Here is a 20,821-nt window from a genome sequence, read left to right on the forward strand (position 1 = left end):
TGTATTCCACAACGTCGCCTGTTTGATGGAGTGGCTAAAATGAAGTAAGGGAACGGATAGGAGGGTTCTATGGCTTTAAAATTCACCTTATCATCAACGTTTAAGGCGGTATCGTTTCGGCAAAGGGAATAATAACCAATCATGTATTCAATATGCCTAGCTTAATAAGTCACCCAGTTTGAAGAAGCCGTAGTTATACAGATTCTGAGGTTAGTTATACAAAGGAGATATCTGAATTCAAGCCTGAAGTCAAACAGTTTCCAATCAAGCTACTAATGCTATTTCTTTAAAAAGAACGGCAGATTATATAAACCCTAAACATTTCTTATGTCCGATGATTAATTCTTGCTTGAGTAAAGGTAATATCTTCATCCGTGACCGTTCTTAAATCTGTCCCTCTCTATATACGTATACGCACTCTCTCAAAAACCATTAACATTTGGCTTATTAGTGATAATTCAATTCTTTTCCTGTCAGCGGGGTTATATGTAAAACAGTTGCATTGGGTAAAAGAAAGCGTAGAATGAGGTAGGTTTCTCCTAGAACATAATAGCTTTGTATTTTCACAAAGCCTATCTTTTATTTAGTACTGCAAAAGAGGACGGTATGGTCACCATTCGTTTGGCACGTCATGGCGCTAAAAAGCGTCCATTTTACCAAATTGTTGTTACGGATAGTCGTAGCGCACGTAACGGGCGTTTCATCGAGAAAGTGGGATTCTTCAATCCAATTGCACAGGGTCAAGAAGAAAAGCTGCGTCTTGATCTGGGTCGTGTCCACCATTGGATTGGCCACGGTGCAACCGTTTCTGACCGTGCAGCCAAACTTATCAAAGATGCCACAAAAGCAGCATGATTGATGGATGCAATGATTGAAAGAAGAAGACGTGAGTGAGCAAGAAAAGGTTGTAATAGGTAAACTAGGTGCCTCTTATGGGATCCGTGGGTGGCTTAAAATCTTCTCTTATACGGACAACCCTAGAAGCATTTTTGACTATAAACCTTGGTTCATAAAGGTTTGTAATGAATGGAAAGTATTCCAAGTTGAAGACTGGAAACGTCACGGCCAAGGTTGGCTTTGCAAATTGCAGGGTCTAGATCAACGTGCAACCGCCCAAACTATGACGAATACTGAAATAACCATTAACGCAGAGACATTACCTGTTCTGTTAAAGGATGAATTCTACTGGCGAGAATTGTTCGGTATGGAAGTCATTACTACTCAAGGGTATAGCTTCGGAAAGGTGACTGACATATGGGAAACAGGCTCCAATGATGTACTGGTTATCACCACCAATATGAAAGATGTTTTTGGTAAAAAGGAACGATTAGTACCTTTCCTTGACGGAAAGGTAATTAAGCTGATTGATCGCTCTGCTCAACGAATAGAAGTTGACTGGGATCCTAGGTTTTAATTACTGCGGTAACGATTTAACTCTATATGAGAGAGGAAATATGTGGGTTGGTGTCATCAGCCTTTTTCCTGAAATGTTCCGTACTGTTACTGAATTTGGGGTGACGGGCAACGCGGTAAAAAAAGGACTGCTTAAGATTGAAATGTGGAATCCTCGAGATTTTACACAAGATAAGCACAGGACAGTCGACGATCGACCGTATGGGGGTGGTCCCGGCATGTTGATGATGGCAAAACCTCTAATTAATGCCATTAACACAGCCAAAATCGCTCTAGGAGGCGAGGTAAAAGTAATTTACCTATCACCTCAAGGAAGAAAACTTGATCAAACTGGTGTTGAAGAGCTGGCTAAGAATGAAAAATTTATCGTTCTATGTGGACGCTACGAAGGGGTGGATGAGCGCATAATACAAACAAAAGTTGATGAAGAATGGTCTATCGGCGATTTTGTGCTCAGTGGAGGTGAAATCCCAGCAATGACGTTAATTGATGCTGTTGCTCGGTTTGTTCCAGGGGTGCTTGGAAACTCTTCTTCTGCAGAAGAAGATTCTTTTGCAAATGGCTTATTGGATTGTCCGCACTACACTAGACCCCGAATATTAAATGGATTGGCTGTACCTCAGGTACTCAAATCAGGTAATCATCAGGATATTCGCCGTTGGCGATTACAGCAGTCATTAGGCCGAACTTGGCTTAGAAGACCAGAGCTTTTGGAGAACCTAGCTCTGACTGACGAACAGGGATTCCTACTTGCTGAGTTCATTAATGAACAAAACGCGGAAAGTACCTAAACATACTTAGTATCAGTTTATTCTAGGGTTATAGAAAATGAATAACATCATCAAAGCGATCAACAACGAGCAACTTAAGCAAGATCTTCCTGAAATTGAAGTTGGAGACACTTTGGTAATTCAGGTTAGAGTCAAAGAAGGTGAACGTTCACGTCTGCAGGCCTATGAAGGTATCGTAATTGCTAAACGTAATCGTGGACTGCATTCAGCAATTACCGTCCGTAAAATCTCTAACGGTGAAGGTGTTGAGCGTGTCTTCCAGATTCATTCACCAGTAGTTGATAATATTTTTATAAAACGTCGCGGGGCTGTACGGCGTGCAAAATTGTACTACCTGCGAGAACGTTCTGGTAAGTCTGCGCGTATTAAAGAGCGTCTAGCTAAGAAATAATCCCCCTACAGGTTTAGGGACCTAGAAGGGGTAGTAAAAAAGCCGATCTTCTTACTTCAGGAAGCCTGATAACAACAAATAGGATACAGAATGGTCAATAATCGATTGTTCTGCCTGTTTTTATCGCTTTAGTCACCCCTTTTCCGTCCCCAGCCTCCTGTCCAGCATTCTACCAATCTAGGTTAAACTGCACTGCCCCTAAGAAATGAACTAAATTCCCATGTCCTTATGCAGTCAATAGTTTTTTCTAAACGATCAGATTGCGACATGGAAATTTAGTTCATTTCTTAGGGGCAGTGCAGTTTAAGTAAATCCTTATGGCTAAAATCTCCTACATTCAGATCCGTAAACAAGCTAGAATTGTGTTTCTGTAAAGGAATACACGCATGAAGTGAAGAAGTCGGGGATAGAAGCTTCCCAGATGGGAGACTTGAGTCACTTAAATTCGAAAAAAGGTTACCGTCATCATATTATAGTGACTCAAACTGTCTTTTATCAGATCCACGACGGGGACACATACATTATTGATCTAATCATATAAAGTAATATCAATGAGGAAAATCAATCTGCATAAATTTCGTTCGCTGAAATAGTATACGGTGTGTCAATTACGGATGCATGTATTAGTTGGTAGAATACAGGAGAACGGCTAAAGAATATGACATTGAATTGAGACCCTTCTTGGAAGAAGTGTTCAAAAGGAAATTAAACCCAATGGTTTCTAAGTTGTCTCACCTTCGAGATAAAATTGATGAAGTTGATAAAAAAATGGTTGAGTTGTTGGCTCGTCGCCTTTCTCTTGTTACCCAAGTAGGCGAACTGAAAAGTCTGCAGGGCTTACCGATTTATGTTCCTGATCGAGAAGCTGCTATGTTGGCATCGTGTCGCAAAGAGGCTGAATTAAAAGGTGTACCCCCTGATCTTATTGAGGATATTTTATGCCGTACCATGCGAGAATCTTACACCAATGGAAATGATTTTGGCTTTAAGTGTTTGAATACTGGATTACGTTCAATTGTTATTGTTGGAGGCAACGGACAACTTGGTAGGTTGTTTGGTAAATTGTTCCACCTCTCGGGCTATGACGTAAAAGTGTTAGAGTCTGAGGATTGGCAACATGCTGATAAAATATTGCCGGATGCGGGCATGGTGGTTGTGACTGTCCCTATTAACTGTACTGACACGATTATTCGCAAGTTGACAACTCTTCCTGATGATTGCATTCTGACGGATTTGACTTCAATAAAGAGTACGCCATTACAGGCAATGATGGAATCTCATAACGGACCTGTAGTGGGGCTTCATCCTATGTTTAGCTCTGATATTACTAGCCTTGCTAAGCAAGTGATCGTCTATTGTGACGGACGCAACCCAGAAGCGTATCAATGGCTATTGGAGCAATTTCGGATTTGGGGTGCTAGTTTACATTGCATTAGTGCGACTGAGCATGATCAGGGTATGACTTTGATTCAAGCCCTTCACCACTTTACCTCGTTTGTCTACGGTGTGCATTTAGCAGAAGAGAACCCAAATTTATCGCAGCTAACAGCGTTAAGTTCACCCATTTATCGTTTGGAACTGGCGATGGTAGGACGATTATTTGCACAAGATGCGCAGCTGTATGCAGATATCGTAATGTCATCACCGCAAAATATAGACGCAATAAAACTCTTTCATACACGATTTGGGGAAGCGATTACTTTGCTAGATCTACAAGATAAAGGGGGTTTCATATCTGCTTTCCAACATGTGGAAGATTGGTTCGGTGATTTTTCACAACACTTCTTGAAAGAAAGCCAAGCCCTATTGAGACAAGCAAACGATACAGTACATCTTGGATAAGCGATGGAACCATAACAAGAGGTAAAGCTCATCTTTTTGTTTTAAGATCTTATGTATGCAAAATCAACAATCATGTATTGAATAAATTACTCTTCGTGTAGGACGTGTTTTTAATTCAGGGTAACAATTTCTATTATCAAGTATGGTATCTGCATTGATGGACACCAAAATACCTAATTGCCAGTTATGCTAATGCCCCTTACAACTGATGAGATACATGATCACCAGAACTACTATTCTCAATCGAGAAGTTCCCGTAATTAGCCTTGTCATTGAACGTTGTTTTCCAAATATCTGAACTAATCGCAATACCTGCTATCAAATCAACTTGTAGTTAAGCGGGAAGTGATGATATGAAAGGCCAAGCACAAAATCAGCAACTGGAAACAATCTAATCAAGCATTAGTAAACTGAGGCTAAATCACTTTTTAGATAGACGACGCTGCCATTAAGACATGAAATTGTCTAAAGCCTCAGTGCCGTGGTTTTATATTTGCCGATACTTAGATTGAAACGGAACTGATGGTGAAAGGTATTTTCAGCCCCCACTTCGTGCGTTAGGAGGCTTTCTTAATTCGACTTTTACGTTGATAAATATCCCGCTGGAATCATCTACAGATACTTGCATGAGTAATGTGTTTGAAGAACGTAGAAGTTAAGTAATCTAAGCTACGCATAAGAAATAAACTAAATACCAAAGTCGCAATCCGCGCATTTAAAAAAACCATTCACTGCATAATAACTTTGGTATGAATAACTTAGACGCTGTTTTCGTCGATGTCGACGACTTATGACAGACTTTCCTCCCTGCATGGGAGGAACACCTAATTTCTTACGGTGTCAAAGAAAGAAACCTTATCACATCTCCGTTAACAAAGTTATGACATTAGTGATAGCTTTCCATAAATCAGGATATCGAGACTTTAAAACTTATTACATCCACTTTATTTACCGCTACCTCACCAACGAATTTCCTGAATTATTCAGCTACACGCAAATGCGCAAGCTCATGCAAGGTGTTCTGGTTTCGCTTGACTCTTACCTCACTCACCGTCAAAGATTACCTTCGTTGATTCATCCAAGCTATAAGCTTATTACAACCTACGTATTTTCAGACATCAAGTGTTTAAAGGTACAGCGAAGCGAAGAAAAGGAACTATAGGGTGGTTTTACGGCTTCAAATTACACCTTATTGTCAATGACCAAGATGCATTATCTCAGTCAAAGTGACGACGGCTAACCTAGATGATAGAAAGCCTATATCGGCAATTACTGACGAGCTTTGGGGTATTTATACGGAGATAAAGGTTATATCTCTGATCCATTTGAGCTAGAACTCGCAAACAAGGGAATGACACTAATTAACGGGTATAAAAAAGAATATGAAACCCAAAGTTATGAAACTTTGGAACCGCCTGATACTCTGGAAACGATTTATTATCGAAACCGTTTTTGATCAACTAAAAAACATATCCCAAATCGAGCATTCTTGGCACCGTAGTTGTATCAGCTTTATGGTCAACTTGCTGGCGGGGCTCATCGTGTTATAGGCCTGATTTAATCAACAACGCCATTATCAATTAATAATATTTAGCAAATACTATAATATTAAATATTATCAGCCCCACACTTGAGGCTGATTCTTAACTCTATCAGAGACTTATACAACTTCTTTTTCATCAGTCGGAATTTCAATATGGCTAGCTCGGCGTGCTTCACCCCTATGTGCTTGTTTATTGATCTGTTTCTCTAGTTTTTGACCTGCTTCATTAATTGCTGCATACATGTCTTCATGTTCTGCAGAAGCAATTAGTTTTACACCTGGTACAGAAACGCTAACTTCAATCCTAAATTTGTGGCTTGGCTCTTCGTTGATGACGGCATGAGGATTGATCAGCATAATTTGCCACTTTTCGAGTTTCTCGAAACGAGAAGTAATACGGTCACGGATGGCAGCAGTAATAACGACGTTTTTACCAGTAATATCTACAATCATAGTTGTTCCCTCGGTAGATTTTTCTTTGCTAAACTCATTTTTAGATTACTTTCTTGAATGATAAATGATGTGAGTCAACTCACTATTATGGTGTGGAATCTTCTTAAACTGACTATTTGTGATCCTGATAAGAATTCTGAGCAGAATGGTGCCAATAAATACTTGAAGATTGCTGTTAGACAGGTGCAATTCGAATAGATTCAGATGGTGTTGTTTCCCAAATATATGAACTAATCGCAATTCCTACGATTAGATCAGAAACTGAAAACAATATAATCAAGCATTAGTAAACCGTGGCTCAGTGACTTTTTGAATAGACGTCGCTGCTATTAAGGTATGGCATTGTCTAAAACATCACGGTCATCATAGCCGTAGGTTTATATTTTCCGATACGAAGATTGAAACGGCACTGATGGTGAAAGGTATTTTTAGGCTCACTTCGTGGATTAAAAGGCTTTCTCAATTCGGTTTTTATGTTGATGAGCAGCCTACTGAAATTCCCTATATACACCTGCATTAGCAAGTGTTCAAAGACCGTAAAAATTAAGTACCGTTTGCTGAATCAAGGAGCTGTCTCTCACGTCGTTATTGAGGCTACAGCCCTCAAAGGATACGACGAAGGTGAATGGAAAACGAGTAAACACAGTAAGGAGATAAGGTGTATCTAGCGAAAACTTCATCTTGCCGTTGATGTGTCTGATCATGAGGTTGTTGCTGTAGAAGTTAGCCTAATTTCTGTAGGGGACGATGATGTTTTACCTACATTGCTTAACCCCTTCCGATGAAAGATAAAGCAAGTCAGTACTGATAGAGCCTATGACACAATAGCCTGTTACCACGTACTGAAGAACAAAAGAATAACATCCAGTATTCCACCTCTAAGCAATGCGGGGTACTAAAAGGAAAGGTATCCTAAAAATGAAGCTGTAAAGGCTTTAAAAAAGACAAACTGGCGGAGTGGAAAAAGGACAGGGATTATCATAAACGCTCATTAGCAGAACTTGCAATGTTTCGCTATAAACAGTTGCTTAGCCCTAAACTTACTCTTCGTGATTACAATACTAAAGTTGGTGGAATGCTGGCAAATGTGAAAGTGATGAACAAAATTAGAAGACTCGATATGCCTGTTCGACAGCAGATAAATTAAGACTGTAAAAAAGATTGGGATCAATGCGTTATAGGCCTAATTTAATCAACAACGCTTGTTGAAAGTAAAATCGACTAAAATAAGTGTCCCGATGAAGTAAAAACGCTATATGATAAACTTTACACTTTTAGAGTGAATATTACTGGCAGATTCTTTCTAGGTAATAAAGTCAGGATCACTCATGAGTGATCCCCTAGATTTTATTGTAACCACAGTCTGATATGGAAATAATATGTATGATAGCAACCAGACTTCAAAGGACAGGTAAACACTTGGTTACCTTCTGCGGTTGTAGCACTCTCATTTTATTTAACTGCTGTTCAGCTGAATTAATTCAAGGATACGTGTGGCAGGTTCTTCCAATTTTAATGCTTCATAGGCTTGTAGTGTCAGCCATAACGATTCTCTTGCGGCGGTAGTATCAGGAAAATTACGTTGTAATTTCTGGCAACGGTTAATCACGGCAATCCAAGCTTCACGGCGGACGTATAAGTCAGCAATAGACAGTTCATAATCAGCCAATCTATTTTTCAACGCAACCATACGCTTTCGAGAATCAGCTCCATATTCACTATTTGGGTAACGGTCTAATAATTGACGGAAATCAATAAAAGCACGATGAACAGGTACTGGATCGCGATCGCTACGCTTGATATTCAGCAAGTTATGCAAAAAGTTTCTATCTTGTGCCATGTTGGTTAAGCCGCTCATGTAAAGCATCCAATCCATTCTTGGGTGACTAGGATGCATACGCAGAAAGCGTTCAATGGTAGCTTCGACTAGTGCCAAATGGTCACTCTTGTAATAGGCATAAATAAGATCGAACTGAACTTGTTTTGAATAAGCACTAAAAGGATAGCGAGAATCTAAGGCTTCTAATTTTGTAATGGCTGAATTCCAGTTTCCTTTATCTAACGAAACCTTAGCCTTTTGGTAGAGTTCAAACGGTGGACTATCTGGTACCACCTTTTCAAGGCTAGAACAGCCTGCCATCAGAAAAATAGCAATGAGAGAAGAAAGGGTTAGGTTTTTCATTAATATAGTTATTTCCTTAAAACAATATTTTCAGCCTTTTCCATTACGCACTCAGACGAAAAAAGCTACAATAACTCGATAAGGGTTATTCTACCCCTAGATCCGATATACCACCAACCAGTAACGTGACCGTGCCCACGTGCAGGAACACGTACTTAAACATTAGTCTCATAGAGAATAACAAAGTTCGTCATGGCACAGTATTTAGAGTTAAGCAGTATAATTAGTAAGAATCAACTTGGACAGCGTCTGGATCAAGGGGTAGCAGAATTGTTTCCTGATTATTCACGCTCTCTGATTAAAAAATGGATTTTGACCGAGAAAGTAAGCGTAAATGGAATGATGGTTAACAAACCACGTATAAAAATGATGGGTGGTGAAGCCATTGTTGTTCAGGTCGAAATTGAAGACGAGAAACGTTGGGAACCTCAGGATATCCATCTCAATATCGTCTACGAAGATGAACACCTCCTAGTGATTAATAAGCCTCGAAACCTAGTCGTTCATCCAGGGGCAGGTTGTCCTGACGGTACAATTCTTAATGCTCTGTTGTACCATTACCCGAATATTACGGAAGTACCTCGTGCGGGTATTATTCACCGTCTTGATAAAGATACCACAGGTCTCATGGTAGTGGCTAAAACTGTGCCAACGCAAACACGTCTAGTGCGTACATTGCAGAAACGAACAAATTTCACCCGTGAGTATGAAGCTATTGCTATTGGTACAATGACTGGTGGTGGTTTGGTTGAAAAAGCAATCAGTAGGCATCCTCGCAAACGTACACACATGGCTGTGAATGAGTTAGGTAAATCAGCCAGCACACATTATCGTGTCGCAGAACATTTTCGTGCACATACCAGATTACGTTTACGTTTAGAAACTGGTCGTACGCACCAAATTCGTGTTCACATGGCATATCTGAATCACCCTATAGTAGGTGACCAGTTATACAGTGGCCGGCCACGTCAGCCTCGAAATGCAGGTAATGAGTTGATTCAAGTTCTACGTGAGTTTGATCGTCAAGCACTGCATGCAATTATGCTTCGTGTTGAACACCCGATTACGTGCAAGTTGATGGAATGGCATGCGCCTATACCAGAAGATATAGCTAAATTGATAGTCGTATTACGTGCTGATGCTGAAGAGTTTAGTAATTTGTATCCATGATCATGGATTGGATTACGCCAAACTGGCCTGCGCCGTCTAATGTCAAAGCCATTAGTACCACGCGTATGGGCGGAGTGAGTTTACCACCTTACAACTGTTTAAATTTAAGTAAGGATGTCGGGGATAATTCTGAACATGTTACGAAAAATCGCGCACTCTTTGCAAAAACAATGCAGATGGCATCGACGCCAGTCTGGCTTAATCAAGTACATGGAACAAAAGTGGTAACACTACCTCTGTCATCGACTTCCCTCATTCCTGTTGCCGATGGTTCTTATACTCGTGAGGTAGGTCAGGTGTGCACTATCATGACGGCAGATTGTCTCCCCGTTCTATTTTGTGATAAAGCCGGAACACAAGTGGCAGCAGTCCATGCGGGCTGGCGTGGACTACTCAACGGTGTGTTAGAGCAGGCTCTATCCCATTTCACAAACCCACATCATGTGATGGTTTGGTTAGGACCTGCCCTTGGGGCATCTGTGTTTGAAGTCGGTGGTGAAGTTCGTGAGCAGTTCATTATAAGTGATTCAAGCACTGATATTGCCTTTATACCTCAAAATGATCGTTGGTTAGCTGATATTTATTTACTAGCTAGTCATCGACTTAACCAGTTTGGAAAAATTAACATATATGGCGGGGATTTATGTACTGTATCTGCATCTGACCGTTTTTTTTCATACCGTGTAGCACATAAAACAGGACGTCAAGCAAGTTGTATATGGATCACTCCTCGATCTTACTAATAAAGTTTCACCAAACAACTTGAAATTGGTCTAGACTGCTCCCATTTCATTTACATAACATAACATAACATAATGTAATTTAAAGGAGGGGCTATGCGCCTTGACCGATTTACCAGCAAATTCCAGTTGGCTATTTCAGACGCCCAGTCGCTGGCTCTAGGGAGGGATCACCAGTACATTGAACCCGTTCACTTGATGGTCTCTCTCCTTAATCAGGATAGCAGCACTATTCGACCTTTGATGATACTCCTTAATGTCGATGTCACTCAATTACGTTCTGGCTTAAGTCAACAACTCGACAAGTTACCTAAAGTGATCGGGACAGGTGGTGATGTTCAGCTTTCACATGGCATAATCCTTCTTTTTAATATGTGTGATAAATTCTCACAAAATCGTAAAGATAAGTACATTTCATCTGAATTATTTGTCCTTGCAGCCGTGGCTGATAAAGGTCCTCTGGGGGAGTTGCTTCGTAAATTAGCTCTGACCAGTAAAAAGATTGAAGATGCGATCAACAAATTGCGTGGTGATCAGAATGTTGATGATCCGAATTCAGAAGAAAATAGACAAGTATTGGAGAAATTCACTATTGACCTAACTGAGAAAGCTGAGCAGGGAAAACTAGATCCTGTTATAGGTCGAGATGAAGAAATTCGTCGCACTATCCAAGTCCTTCAACGCCGAACTAAAAATAATCCTGTGATCATTGGTGAACCAGGTGTAGGTAAAACGGCCATTGTCGAGGGTCTTGCCCAGCGAATAGTGAATGGTGAAGTGCCAGAAGGTCTCCGCAATAAGCGAGTACTATCGCTTGACATGGGGTCCCTAGTGGCAGGAGCTAAGTATCGAGGTGAATTTGAAGAACGTTTGAAGTCAGTACTCAATGAGTTAGCAAAAGAAGAAGGTAACATCATTCTTTTTATTGATGAAGTCCACACAATGGTGGGAGCCGGTAAAGCAGAAGGATCGATAGATGCTGGAAATATGCTTAAGCCTGCTCTTGCACGTGGTGAATTACATTGTGTGGGTGCGACCACATTGGATGAATATCGGAAGTATATAGAAAAAGATGCAGCTCTTGAACGTCGTTTCCAAAAAGTATTAGTGAACGAACCTACAGTGGAAGATACCATCGCCATACTACGCGGGCTTAAAGAGCGCTACGAACTTCACCATGCAGTAGAAATTACCGATCCTGCGATTGTGGCCTCAGCGACCTTATCCCATCGCTACATATCTGATCGCCAACTACCTGATAAAGCGATTGATCTTATCGATGAAGCAGCATCTAGTATTCGTATGCAAATTGATTCGAAACCAGAGCAATTAGATAGGTTAGAACGACGTCTTATCCAACTTAAAATTGAACAACAGGCATTAGCAAAAGAAAATGATGATGCCAGTAAAAAACGTTTAGATACGCTACAAGACGAAATTGATGTAAAAGAACGTGAATATGCGGAGCTTGAGGAAGTATGGGTTGCTGAAAAAGCGGCACTTTCAGGTACACAGCATATTAAAAGTTCATTAGAACAAGCACGTATCGACCTAGAAATTGCGCGGAGAGCCAGTGATTTAAATCGAATGTCAGAACTCCAGTATGGACGAATTCCAGAGCTCGAAAAGCAGTTAGATTTAGCAAGTCAAGCAGAAATGCAAGAAATGACGCTACTTAAAAACCGTGTAACTGATGCTGAAATTGCAGAAGTATTATCTCGTCAAACCGGTATCCCTGTTGCAAAAATGCTCGAAGGTGAAAAAGAAAAACTACTGAATATGGAAAATGAATTACATGGACGTGTTATTGGTCAAGAAGAAGCGGTGAGTTCAGTAGCCAACGCAATTCGCCGTAGTCGTGCTGGTTTGGCTGATCCAAATCGTCCTATTGGTTCTTTTCTCTTCCTAGGTCCTACGGGCGTAGGTAAGACTGAACTCTGTAAATCATTGGCGGAGTTCTTGTTCGACAGCAGTGTTTCTATGGTACGGATTGATATGTCCGAATTTATGGAGAAGCACTCAGTTGCTCGGCTAGTAGGTGCGCCTCCTGGCTATGTGGGCTACGAAGAGGGAGGCTATCTAACCGAAGCTGTTCGACGTCGTCCCTATTCGGTGATCTTGCTTGATGAAATAGAAAAAGCCCACCCTGATGTATTTAATTTGTTGCTGCAAGTCCTCGACGACGGGCGACTTACGGATGGACAAGGGCGGACTGTTGATTTCCGTAATACCGTGGTGATAATGACATCTAACTTGGGTTCTGATCGTATTCAAGAATATTCTTCCGAACTGGACTATGATTGCTTAAAAGTTACGGTTATGGATGTTGTAAATAAACACTTCCGTCCTGAATTCATTAATCGTATTGACGAGGTTGTCGTATTCCATCCGCTAGGGCAAGATCACATTAAAGAGATTGCAGGTATTCAACTTCAATATCTTGCTAGACGCATGACAGAACGTGATCTGACCTTAGAAGTCACGGGTGAAGCACTTAACTTGATTTCGAAAATTGGTTTTGATCCTGTATATGGTGCACGTCCACTCAAACGAGTGATTCAGCAACTTATTGAAAATCCACTGGCACAATCAATACTGAAAGGTGAAGTGAAACCGGGAAAACCTATAAGGCTTATTGTTGAAAATGAGAAAATAAAAGCGATACAATAGTATTTAGGCCTTTTTGGCACAAAAAAATAGTAAAAAAATAGGGTATCGACCGTAGTGACTAGCAAAAATATCGTTGCTAGTCATGTTATTTAACCTTCCCAGTTAAATATACGTACATGGATTGTCAAAAGGGAATAAAAGAGCAAATGATCGAACTTGCTATGAACAATAAAAGTATTCGCAACTCCTCTCGACTGCTCCACATCAGCATTAATGCGGTTGTTTGGGTTTTAAAAAATTTAATTTAACCTCAAATCTGCATAAGAGCTTACTTATCAAGCCACGTCATCTTAATGCTAGGCTTCTTTGGTTGAAATGAATACGCGATAATCCCTGCCAGCAAGTTGACCATAAAACTGATACAACTACAATGCTGAGAATGCTCGATTTGAGATATGTTATTTAGTTAGTCAAAAACAGTTTCAATAATAATCGTTTCCAGAGCATCATGCGATCCCAAAATTTCATCACTTTGGGTTTCATATTCTTTTTCACACCAGTTATCTGTGTAACTCCCTTGTCTGCGAGTTCTCGCCCCAATGGATCATAGATATAATATTTATCTCCGTATAAACACCCCCAAATCTCATCAGCTATTTCTGATACAGACTTTTTATCATCCAAGTTAGCCGTCGGCACTTTGATTGAGATAATGCCCTCTTAGTCATTAATAATTAACCTGATCTGCGCATAAGAAATGTTTACTGTTTAGGTGGCCTGCCGTTATTCTTAAAGAAATGGCATTAGCCGCTTGACTGGAAAGTGTCATATTTCAAACCTAAATTTAAACTCTCACAAGGAGAAATTTAAAGTATTAAAAAATCTGCATTTAAGACTTGTTCATTTACCACTACATCATCAGATGTCTACTACTGAACAAATTTACATTATTGAGGTGATCCATGAGTTTTTTAAATAAATTACCTATTGAATTTCCGTTTCCTAATAAAGTTCAAACTGTTATATGTTGTGACTTAGATGAAACCTACATTCCATTCGATTCTAATAATAAATCTAAAGGTGGCGTTGAATGTTTGGAAGGATTTATGTGCTCAAAGGGCGTAGAAAATGGAATGGTCCTCGGCTGGATTACGGGTTCAAGCCGTAACGCTATTTTCCATAAAGTGCATAATTATATCAATAGAAGTCCTAGCTTTATTTGCTGTAGTCTGAGTACTGAGTTCTATTGGATTAAAGTTGGTGAGTTAAAGTCATCTAAATCTTGGAAACAAAGAATTATTAAGTCAGGCTATGACAGATACAAGGTAGGTGAAATTATTAAATCAGCAAAAAACAAAAACATAGTACTTATCAAGCAGCCTGATAATTATCAGGGTGACTTTAAAATAAGTTATTACTATAAAATCAATGATAACATAGAGAGCGACTTTTCATGGCTAAAAGAAGAGGCTGCCAACGCTAATTGCCACATTATATTGACAAAATCTAATCCTGCAGTTAGCGATCATAGTGATTATTACGATATCGAATTTATACCCACCTGTTGTGGAAAAGATGAAGCTGTTTTATTCGTTATGCAGAAACTAGGTTTAGACAAAAAAGCCATTTACTCTTTCGGAGATAGTTGTAATGATTTCCCTATGTTCTTAAAATCTGGTAACGGTTACTTAGTCTCTAATGCCGATCCTTATGCGATAGCACTATATGGGTCTTGCCTTGAAAAGGCTTATTGCCACGGTATTTTAAGTGTTTTAAATAGAATCTGACTATGATTATTAAAACTATTGAGTACATGAACTGTTAGGTGACGGCAAATAAATTACGGCTATGTATACAATAGGTTGTAATGGTTCCTTAGTATGACTTACAACCAACTTGTATACTACTACAGATATCATGTGTCCTAACAGGATTTATCATCCATACAAAATTTATTTTCTAGAGGTGTTGTTGATTAAATCTGGCCGATAACACACTGATCTCAATCTTCTTTACATTCTTAATTTGTCTGCTAGCAAACGGGCATAACGAATCTTATGACTTTATTCATTGCTTCCACATTTGCTAGCACTTCACCAACTTCAACATTGTAATCACGAAGAGTGAGTTTAGATCTCAGCAACTGTTTATAGCGAAATATTGTTGTTTCTGCTAATGAGCGTTTGTGATAACCAAGTCCTTTTTCCACTCCGCCAATTTATCTTCTTCTAACGCCTTTAACATTTCATTTCTAGCATGCCCTTCCTCTCAGTACCCCGCGTTGCTTCGAGGTGGAATATTGTGCGATATTCCTTTGTTCTTTAGTACGTGGTTGACATGCTTGTGTGTCATACACTCCATCAGCACTGACTTGCTGTATCTTTCGTCGTAAAAGGTTAAGCAATGTAGGTAAAACAGCATCGTCCCCTACAGAAATTAGGCTAACTTCTACAGCAACAACCTCATGATCAGACACATCAACGGCAAGATGAAGTTTTCGCTAGATACACCGTATCTCCTTACTGTGTTTACTCGTTTTCCATTCACCTTCGTCGTATCTTTTTAGGGCTGTGGCATCAATAACGACGTGGGCGACAGCTCCTCAACTCAGTAAACAATACTTAACTTTACGGTCTTAAAACGCATGACTAATGCAGGTGTATATAGCGAATTCCAGTAGGATATTCATCAACGTAAAAATCGAATTAAGAAAACCTTCTAATCCACGAAGTGGGAGCCTAACAATAGCTTTCACCGTCAGTGCCGTTTCAATCGCAGTCTCCGAAAATATAAACCCACAGCCACGATGAACGTGATGCTTTAGACAAAGCCATGCCTTAATAGCAGCGAGCAGCGACGTTTATTCAAAAAGTCACTGAGCTACTGTTTACTAATACTTTGATTATATTGTTTCTAGCTGCTGATCTTGTTCATGCTCTTTCCCATTATAATCTTCCGCTTAATTCCATGATAATCTGATCGTAGAAATTACGATTAGTCAAAATATTTTGGAAACAACAACTTTTATAGAAGGAAATAAATTAATTAGACATATGATCTAAATTACCTCAGATATTCATAAGCGCTTGCTTACCAAGCCGCATCATCTTGATGATCGTCTTCTTTGATTGAAAGGAATACTCGATGACCCCGCCAGCAAGTTTCCCATAAAGCTGACAAAACTACGGTGCCAAGAATACTTGATTTTAGATATGTTTTTTAGTTGATCAAAAACGGTTTAAATAATAAATCGTTTCCAGAAGATCAGGCGATCCCAAAGTTTTATAACTTTGGGTTTCATATGTTTTTTCACACCCGTTATCAGTGTCACTCCCTTGTCTACGAGTTCCTGCTCCAATGGATCAGAGAGATAACCTTTGTCTCCGTGTAAACACGCCCAGAGCTCGTCAACCATTTCCGACACAGGCTTTCTATCATCCACGTTAGCCGTCGTGACTTTGATTTGAAATAATACCGATCATTGATAATAAGGTATAATTTTAGGCCGTAGAACCACCCCAGCGTTCCTTTTTCTCGCTTCGCGGCACCTTTAAAAACCTGATATCTGAGAATGCGTAGGGTATGACAAACCTGTAGCTCGGACGAATCAACGAAGGCAATGCCTGACGGTTAGTGAGGTAAGAGCAAAGCGGAACCAGAACACATTTCATGCGTTTGAGCATTCTCGTGTAGCTAACTAATTCAGAAAATTCGTTAGGGAGGGAGCGGCAAATAAAGTGGATGTAAGAGATTTCCAAGTCATAAAACCATGATGGATTAAAGGAAAAATAATTGTTATGACTTCACTGATTGGAAGGTCAGAAGGTTTATTCTTTGTTTAGGTACCTAAGTCCAGTATTTTCACCAAGCAGGTAGAAAAACCAGACAAAAGTCATCGACATTGGTGAAGACAGTATTTGAATTATTCAGACTAACGTCCTTATTCGACTGATGATTTTTTCAAAAACTTTAAACTCGACTTTGGTATTTAGTTCATTTCTCATTCTAACCTAGGGTTAGGCTAATGCACCATTCAAAACAGTCTATGAACCGCTTCTCCATAATATTTAGAAATGGATAAAAAGACTACGTATAACAGAACACAATAAAGAAGCGATGACAGGTTATTTCCTAAATTACGTTCTATAATATCATGTACTTTTCCATCAATTCATCATATGTTTCCCTTTTGTCAGGATTGTTGATGATACAATTAGTGATGGGACAGACTGATTGACATGTTGGCTTCTCATAGAGACCTACGCATTCCGTGCATTTATTTGGATCAATCTGGTATATTTCTATACCAAAAATAATTGCTTCGTTCGGACATTCTGGATCACACATGTCACAGTTAATGCATTTCTCGGTAATCAAGAGTGCCATAAATTACACATCTGCCGTTTGAGTGGCATTTGGTCTACGGGTGTTTGTTCCTTCTACGAGGTTTCGTATGAGAAGAGCAAATGTAAGATCCTTGTCCAGTGGAACTGGAATAAAGACGAAGTAACCATTACCTTTCGCATCGTAGATGACTTGATTCTTATCGTTTTCCATAGTTTCTAGTGTGAAAATTACATTTCCTTTTGGTGTCATCAACTCTAATGAATCACCCACGATGAATTTATTCTTCACTTCTACCTCAGCCAGGTATCCGCGGCGTTTCCCTGTAAACACACCGACAAACTGCTGCCGTTCTGAGACAGAATATCCGTACTCGTAGTTTTGGTATTTACTATGAGTGTGGCGACGAAGGAAGCCTTCGGTGTAACCTCGGTGAGACAATTGATCTAATGTTGACATTAGGGTTTCGTCAAACGGTTTTCCAGCACTGGCATCATCAATCGCTTTGCGATAGACTTGTGCAGTACGTGCACAGTAGTAGAATGATTTGGTACGGCCTTCAATTTTCAATGAGTGAACACCCATTTTGGTGAGGCGATCAACGTGCTGTATAGCACGGAGATCTTTTGAGTTCATGAGGTAAGTGCCGTGCTCGTCTTCGAATGCTGCAAGTTTTTCATCTGGACGGTGCGCTTCTCTGATTAATACGACTTCATTTGTAGGCTTACCCAAACCCAAGGTATTATCAGGCTGTTCTTCTACTTCTTTAACCCGCTTAGCTGTATCAGCTTGAATTTCTACGATTTGACCTACATCATCTTCAGTAGCTTTCTCGATTTTATATTCCCAACGACAAGCATTAGTACACGTGCCTTGGTTAGGATCACGTTTGTTGATGTAACCAGAAATTAGGCAGCGTCCAGAATAAGCCATGCAAAGTGCGCCATGAACGAATATTTCTAATTCAGTTTCAGGACAATTTTCACGAATCTCTTCAATCTCTTCAAGAGATAGTTCACGTGAAAGAATAACACGTTCAACGCCTTGTGTAGACCAGAACTTAACTGTTGCCCAGTTAACCGCATTAGCCTGCACTGAAAGGTGAACAGGAATTGTAGGAAAGGCTTCACGTACCATCATGATTAAACCTGGATCAGATATGATGAATGCATCAGGAGCCATTTCTACAATAGGTATAAGATCATGTATAAATGTTCTCAGTTTAGAATTATGAGGATGGATATTGCAAACTAAGTAGAATTTTTTACCCAACACGTGTGCTTCATCGATACCAATTTTTAGATTTTCATGGTTAAATTCGTTGTTACGTACACGGAGGCTGTAACGTGGTTGACCGGCATAAACAGCATCAGCTCCATACGCGAAAGCATAACGCATGTTTTTCAAGCTGCCTGCAGGAGACAGAAGTTCTGGTATAAACATAGTAATTATTTCTTTTTGTCTGAGTGTAAGTCAATCGCATTAAAAAAGGTGCGTGCGAAGGATTCAGGATTTTACTGTTATCTCGTTGATATAGCCAGTTTCATTCTGCCAACCAATTGAAGAAAGTGATATCATCCATGATCTCCTACGGATTTATTAAAAGGATGTGTGTAAATTAACACTCATATGAATTATAAAATGCGGTGTTTTCTTATACTCTGGCTTCGTTATTCTGACGGTGTACCTCGTGATTGATAAGTGGATTTATGTACGAAAAGAAGAACAAGATATTTAGTCGGCTGTCTACATCGGTTCTTAGTTTAATGGGGCTGTCACTTGTAACGGTTGCGATATCAGTGAATCTAAGTCAAGATGTGACGCATATTGTCCCTCTCAACCTATCTGATGCTGTACTTCCATCCCTATCTACTCCGAAACTGGCTACCGAAAAACAAATTAACTTACCAGATTATGAATACACTGTTCAATTAGGTGACAGTCTTAGTCAAATATTTATCAAATTGGGAATTTCCTATGATGATCTTCTCAGTGTGATGGAAACTGATCTTAACCACCTCCGCATTGACACACTGCAACCGAACAATATATTGCAGTTTTGGGTTGATGGCAGCAAAAAACGTCTTGATAAGCTCGAACTTATCTTTAATGTGGCACAAAAGGTAGTGTACCGGCGTTTACATGATGATAGCTATGAATTCACTGACGTAAATATTATTGGTGAGTGGATACAAAATGTTACGGTTGGCAGTATTGAAGGTAGTTTTTCCGTTTCTGCACTCAATGCAGGCTTGAGTTATAACGACGTTCACAGTATCACTAATTTACTAAAAAATAAAATTAACTTTTCTCGAGACTTACGTGTAGGAGATAAATTTGAAGTGGTTCACTCGGAACAATTTATTGCAGGACAAACAAGTGGGCAAAGTGAAATGCAGGCGATTCGTATTCAACGCCATGGTGTATTGATCACCGCCTACTTGCATACAGACGGGAATTATTACGACAAATACGGAGATAGCCTTCAGCGTGCATTTCAACGCCATCCTACGATAGGTAAAGAGCATATTAGTTCTGGCTTCAACGCTAAACGTAAACACCCAGTGACAGGACGTATATCACCACACAATGGAACTGATTATGCAGTACAGATAGGAACTCCGGTGATATCTACTGGTGATGGTGTAATCGTAATGATACGTGATCATCCATATGCGGGTAAGTATATTGTGATTGATCATGGTAACCAATACAGAACTCGTTACCTGCATAACAGTAAAATTTTAGTTCGAAAAGGACAGCGTGTAATACGAGGACAACGTATTGCATTGTCAGGAAGAAGTGGTCGAGTGACTGGTCCACACATACACTATGAATTACTCATCCGAGGTAAAGCGGTCAATGCCATGACGGCGAAGATCCCAATGGCTACCTCTGTTCCCCGGACAGAAAGGAGTGCATTTGCAAAAGCAGTCACTATGTATGACAAAATGATGTTTGCGAAACTATAGAGTAAGTAACAGGGCATTTGTTGCGATGCTGCCCGAATTTAGGTATGAGGTTCAATACTTATCCAATCAAGCTGATAATGTCATTCTTTAAAAGAGCAGCAAGTTAATTACACCCTAAATATTTTTTAAACCTATGATTGATCCTTGCTTGAGCGAAGGTAATATATTTATCAGTGACTATTCTTAAGTCTATCATTTTCTTTACATATTGTTTCAAAATCTCATTAACCTCAGATCTGTATAAGCGGTTTCTTTCCAAGCCTAGTGATTTCAAAGCGAGGTTTTTTGGTTGAAACATATAAGCAATGACTCCAGTAATCAGGTTGACCATAAAGCTCTCCCAACTTTAGTGCCGAAAATATTCTATTGG

General features: G+C 39.7%; 20 protein-coding genes and 4 pseudogenes. 13 read left to right on the plus strand and 11 right to left on the minus strand.

The features are described from left to right. Window positions 1-606 precede the first annotated feature (606 nt). From rpsP to tyrA, 5 genes are all read left to right on the plus strand, one after another. Window positions 607-855: a 30S ribosomal protein S16 gene (gene rpsP, locus BTN49_RS02820; RefSeq protein WP_097355921.1), complete on the plus strand. Its 249-nt coding sequence runs from the start codon at window positions 607-609 to the stop codon at window positions 853-855. A gap of 31 nt (window positions 856-886) precedes the next feature. Further along, window positions 887-1,414, plus strand: coding sequence for a ribosome maturation factor RimM (gene rimM / locus BTN49_RS02825; protein WP_097356060.1), 528 nt, complete (start codon window positions 887-889; stop codon window positions 1,412-1,414). A gap of 40 nt (window positions 1,415-1,454) precedes the next feature. After that, window positions 1,455-2,204 (plus strand): tRNA (guanosine(37)-N1)-methyltransferase TrmD, encoded by a 750-nt coding sequence (trmD, locus tag BTN49_RS02830; protein WP_097355922.1) that lies wholly within the window; start codon window positions 1,455-1,457, stop codon window positions 2,202-2,204. 37 nt (window positions 2,205-2,241) lie between these two features. Then, a complete protein-coding gene (rplS, locus tag BTN49_RS02835) occupies window positions 2,242-2,595 on the plus strand; it encodes a 50S ribosomal protein L19 (RefSeq protein WP_097355923.1) in 354 nt (117 codons plus the stop codon). Between the two features lie 714 nt (window positions 2,596-3,309). Then, window positions 3,310-4,437, plus strand: coding sequence for a bifunctional chorismate mutase/prephenate dehydrogenase (tyrA, locus tag BTN49_RS02840; RefSeq protein WP_097355924.1), 1,128 nt, complete (start codon window positions 3,310-3,312; stop codon window positions 4,435-4,437). A gap of 199 nt (window positions 4,438-4,636) precedes the next feature. On the opposite strand, the gene BTN49_RS18895 is transcribed toward tyrA, so the two are convergent. Continuing rightward, window positions 4,637-4,759 carry a hypothetical protein gene (locus tag BTN49_RS18895; protein WP_263363536.1) on the minus strand — a complete coding sequence of 41 codons (123 nt, stop codon included), beginning with the start codon at window positions 4,757-4,759 and terminating at the stop codon, window positions 4,637-4,639. Window positions 4,760-5,186: 427 nt separating this feature from the next. Between BTN49_RS18895 and BTN49_RS21770 the strand changes: the two are divergent. Further along, a pseudogene (locus BTN49_RS21770) lies at window positions 5,187-5,978 on the plus strand (IS982 family transposase); the annotation flags it as partial. Between the two features lie 119 nt (window positions 5,979-6,097). On the opposite strand, the gene hpf reads toward BTN49_RS21770, so the two are convergent. Beyond that, window positions 6,098-6,433 carry a ribosome hibernation-promoting factor, HPF/YfiA family gene (gene hpf, locus BTN49_RS02855; protein WP_097355927.1) on the minus strand — a complete coding sequence of 112 codons (336 nt, stop codon included), beginning with the start codon at window positions 6,431-6,433 and terminating at the stop codon, window positions 6,098-6,100. A gap of 265 nt (window positions 6,434-6,698) precedes the next feature. Here hpf and BTN49_RS02860 point away from each other — a divergent pair. After that, a pseudogene (locus tag BTN49_RS02860) lies at window positions 6,699-7,580 on the plus strand (IS5 family transposase); the annotation flags it as partial. 309 nt (window positions 7,581-7,889) lie between these two features. Here BTN49_RS02860 and bamD read toward each other — a convergent pair. Next, entirely contained in the window at window positions 7,890-8,615 is a 726-nt protein-coding gene (gene bamD, locus BTN49_RS02865) for an outer membrane protein assembly factor BamD (protein WP_097355928.1), read from the minus strand. Between the two features lie 192 nt (window positions 8,616-8,807). Here bamD and rluD point away from each other — a divergent pair, with 192 nt between their 5' ends. The 4 genes from rluD (at window position 8,808) to BTN49_RS20145 (ending at window position 13,443) form a co-directional block, all read left to right on the plus strand. Then, on the plus strand, window positions 8,808-9,785 hold the full coding sequence (gene rluD, locus BTN49_RS02870; RefSeq protein WP_097355929.1) for a 23S rRNA pseudouridine(1911/1915/1917) synthase RluD: 978 nt from the start codon (window positions 8,808-8,810) through the stop codon (window positions 9,783-9,785). Between the two features lie 2 nt (window positions 9,786-9,787). Further along, window positions 9,788-10,528: a peptidoglycan editing factor PgeF gene (gene pgeF / locus BTN49_RS02875; protein WP_097356061.1), complete on the plus strand. Its 741-nt coding sequence runs from the start codon at window positions 9,788-9,790 to the stop codon at window positions 10,526-10,528. A 93-nt stretch (window positions 10,529-10,621) separates the two neighbouring features. Next, entirely contained in the window at window positions 10,622-13,195 is a 2,574-nt protein-coding gene (gene clpB, locus BTN49_RS02880) for an ATP-dependent chaperone ClpB (RefSeq protein WP_097355930.1), read from the plus strand. Between the two features lie 116 nt (window positions 13,196-13,311). Beyond that, complete coding sequence (locus BTN49_RS20145) at window positions 13,312-13,443, plus strand: IS1-like element transposase (RefSeq protein WP_097355931.1); 132 nt, start codon at window positions 13,312-13,314, stop codon at window positions 13,441-13,443. A 20-nt stretch (window positions 13,444-13,463) separates the two neighbouring features. Here BTN49_RS20145 and BTN49_RS21775 read toward each other — a convergent pair. Further along, a pseudogene (locus BTN49_RS21775) lies at window positions 13,464-13,882 on the minus strand (transposase); the annotation flags it as partial. A 215-nt stretch (window positions 13,883-14,097) separates the two neighbouring features. On the opposite strand from BTN49_RS21775, the gene BTN49_RS02895 reads away from it, so the two are divergent. After that, window positions 14,098-14,922 (plus strand): HAD family hydrolase, encoded by an 825-nt coding sequence (locus BTN49_RS02895; RefSeq protein ID WP_097355933.1) that lies wholly within the window; start codon window positions 14,098-14,100, stop codon window positions 14,920-14,922. Between the two features lie 245 nt (window positions 14,923-15,167). Here BTN49_RS02895 and BTN49_RS02900 read toward each other — a convergent pair. From BTN49_RS02900 to trhP, 6 genes and pseudogenes are all read right to left on the minus strand, one after another. Then, window positions 15,168-15,983: pseudogene (locus BTN49_RS02900) on the minus strand (IS5 family transposase); the annotation flags it as partial. 390 nt (window positions 15,984-16,373) lie between these two features. Beyond that, window positions 16,374-16,550 carry a transposase gene (locus BTN49_RS17145; protein WP_423248243.1) on the minus strand — a complete coding sequence of 59 codons (177 nt, stop codon included), beginning with the start codon at window positions 16,548-16,550 and terminating at the stop codon, window positions 16,374-16,376. After that, on the minus strand, window positions 16,475-16,708 hold the full coding sequence (locus BTN49_RS21780) for a transposase (RefSeq protein WP_423248242.1): 234 nt from the start codon (window positions 16,706-16,708) through the stop codon (window positions 16,475-16,477). Before BTN49_RS21780 ends, BTN49_RS17145 begins: the two co-directional genes overlap by 76 nt. Then, window positions 16,636-16,893, minus strand: a complete 258-nt coding sequence (locus BTN49_RS21785) for a hypothetical protein (protein WP_223823644.1) — start codon at window positions 16,891-16,893, stop codon at window positions 16,636-16,638. The genes BTN49_RS21780 and BTN49_RS21785 overlap by 73 nt, the downstream gene beginning before the upstream one ends. Before the next feature lie 385 nt (window positions 16,894-17,278). Further along, the gene (locus tag BTN49_RS02910) at window positions 17,279-17,521 is read right to left on the minus strand and encodes a YfhL family 4Fe-4S dicluster ferredoxin (RefSeq protein ID WP_097355934.1); all 243 of its coding nucleotides are present in this window, start codon (window positions 17,519-17,521) and stop codon (window positions 17,279-17,281) included. Window positions 17,522-17,524: 3 nt separating this feature from the next. Then, complete coding sequence (trhP, locus tag BTN49_RS02915) at window positions 17,525-18,922, minus strand: prephenate-dependent tRNA uridine(34) hydroxylase TrhP (protein ID WP_097355935.1); 1,398 nt, start codon at window positions 18,920-18,922, stop codon at window positions 17,525-17,527. Between the two features lie 266 nt (window positions 18,923-19,188). Here trhP and BTN49_RS02920 point away from each other — a divergent pair, with 266 nt between their 5' ends. Then, entirely contained in the window at window positions 19,189-20,451 is a 1,263-nt protein-coding gene (locus BTN49_RS02920) for a peptidoglycan DD-metalloendopeptidase family protein (RefSeq protein ID WP_097355936.1), read from the plus strand. A gap of 103 nt (window positions 20,452-20,554) precedes the next feature. Here the strand turns inward: BTN49_RS02920 and BTN49_RS20155 are convergent, their stop codons facing one another. Next, window positions 20,555-20,782 (minus strand): hypothetical protein, encoded by a 228-nt coding sequence (locus BTN49_RS20155; protein WP_097355937.1) that lies wholly within the window; start codon window positions 20,780-20,782, stop codon window positions 20,555-20,557. Between the last annotated feature and the right edge of the window lie 39 nt (window positions 20,783-20,821).

Source organism: Candidatus Enterovibrio escicola (assembly GCF_002464935.1).
Classification (GTDB): domain Bacteria; phylum Pseudomonadota; class Gammaproteobacteria; order Enterobacterales; family Vibrionaceae; genus Enterovibrio; species Enterovibrio escicola.

What these genes read in the sequence shown, in the direction of transcription:
- BTN49_RS02895 (WP_097355933.1), top strand. Translation starts at nt 14,098, where the DNA reads ATGAGTTTTTTAAATAAATTACCTATTGAATTTCCGTTTCCTAATAAA.
- BTN49_RS17145 (WP_423248243.1), bottom strand. Translation starts at nt 16,550, where the DNA reads ATGGTTGACGAGCTCTGGGCGTGTTTACACGGAGACAAAGGTTATCTC.
- rluD (WP_097355929.1), top strand. Translation starts at nt 8,808, where the DNA reads ATGGCACAGTATTTAGAGTTAAGCAGTATAATTAGTAAGAATCAACTT.
- trmD (WP_097355922.1), top strand. Translation starts at nt 1,455, where the DNA reads ATGTGGGTTGGTGTCATCAGCCTTTTTCCTGAAATGTTCCGTACTGTT.
- BTN49_RS20145 (WP_097355931.1), top strand. Translation starts at nt 13,312, where the DNA reads ATGGATTGTCAAAAGGGAATAAAAGAGCAAATGATCGAACTTGCTATG.
- hpf (WP_097355927.1), bottom strand. Translation starts at nt 6,433, where the DNA reads ATGATTGTAGATATTACTGGTAAAAACGTCGTTATTACTGCTGCCATC.
- BTN49_RS02910 (WP_097355934.1), bottom strand. Translation starts at nt 17,521, where the DNA reads ATGGCACTCTTGATTACCGAGAAATGCATTAACTGTGACATGTGTGAT.
- bamD (WP_097355928.1), bottom strand. Translation starts at nt 8,615, where the DNA reads ATGAAAAACCTAACCCTTTCTTCTCTCATTGCTATTTTTCTGATGGCA.
- BTN49_RS20155 (WP_097355937.1), bottom strand. Translation starts at nt 20,782, where the DNA reads ATGGTCAACCTGATTACTGGAGTCATTGCTTATATGTTTCAACCAAAA.
- rpsP (WP_097355921.1), top strand. Translation starts at nt 607, where the DNA reads ATGGTCACCATTCGTTTGGCACGTCATGGCGCTAAAAAGCGTCCATTT.
- trhP (WP_097355935.1), bottom strand. Translation starts at nt 18,922, where the DNA reads ATGTTTATACCAGAACTTCTGTCTCCTGCAGGCAGCTTGAAAAACATG.
- clpB (WP_097355930.1), top strand. Translation starts at nt 10,622, where the DNA reads ATGCGCCTTGACCGATTTACCAGCAAATTCCAGTTGGCTATTTCAGAC.
- BTN49_RS02920 (WP_097355936.1), top strand. Translation starts at nt 19,189, where the DNA reads ATGTACGAAAAGAAGAACAAGATATTTAGTCGGCTGTCTACATCGGTT.
- tyrA (WP_097355924.1), top strand. Translation starts at nt 3,310, where the DNA reads ATGGTTTCTAAGTTGTCTCACCTTCGAGATAAAATTGATGAAGTTGAT.
- pgeF (WP_097356061.1), top strand. Translation starts at nt 9,788, where the DNA reads ATGGATTGGATTACGCCAAACTGGCCTGCGCCGTCTAATGTCAAAGCC.
- rplS (WP_097355923.1), top strand. Translation starts at nt 2,242, where the DNA reads ATGAATAACATCATCAAAGCGATCAACAACGAGCAACTTAAGCAAGAT.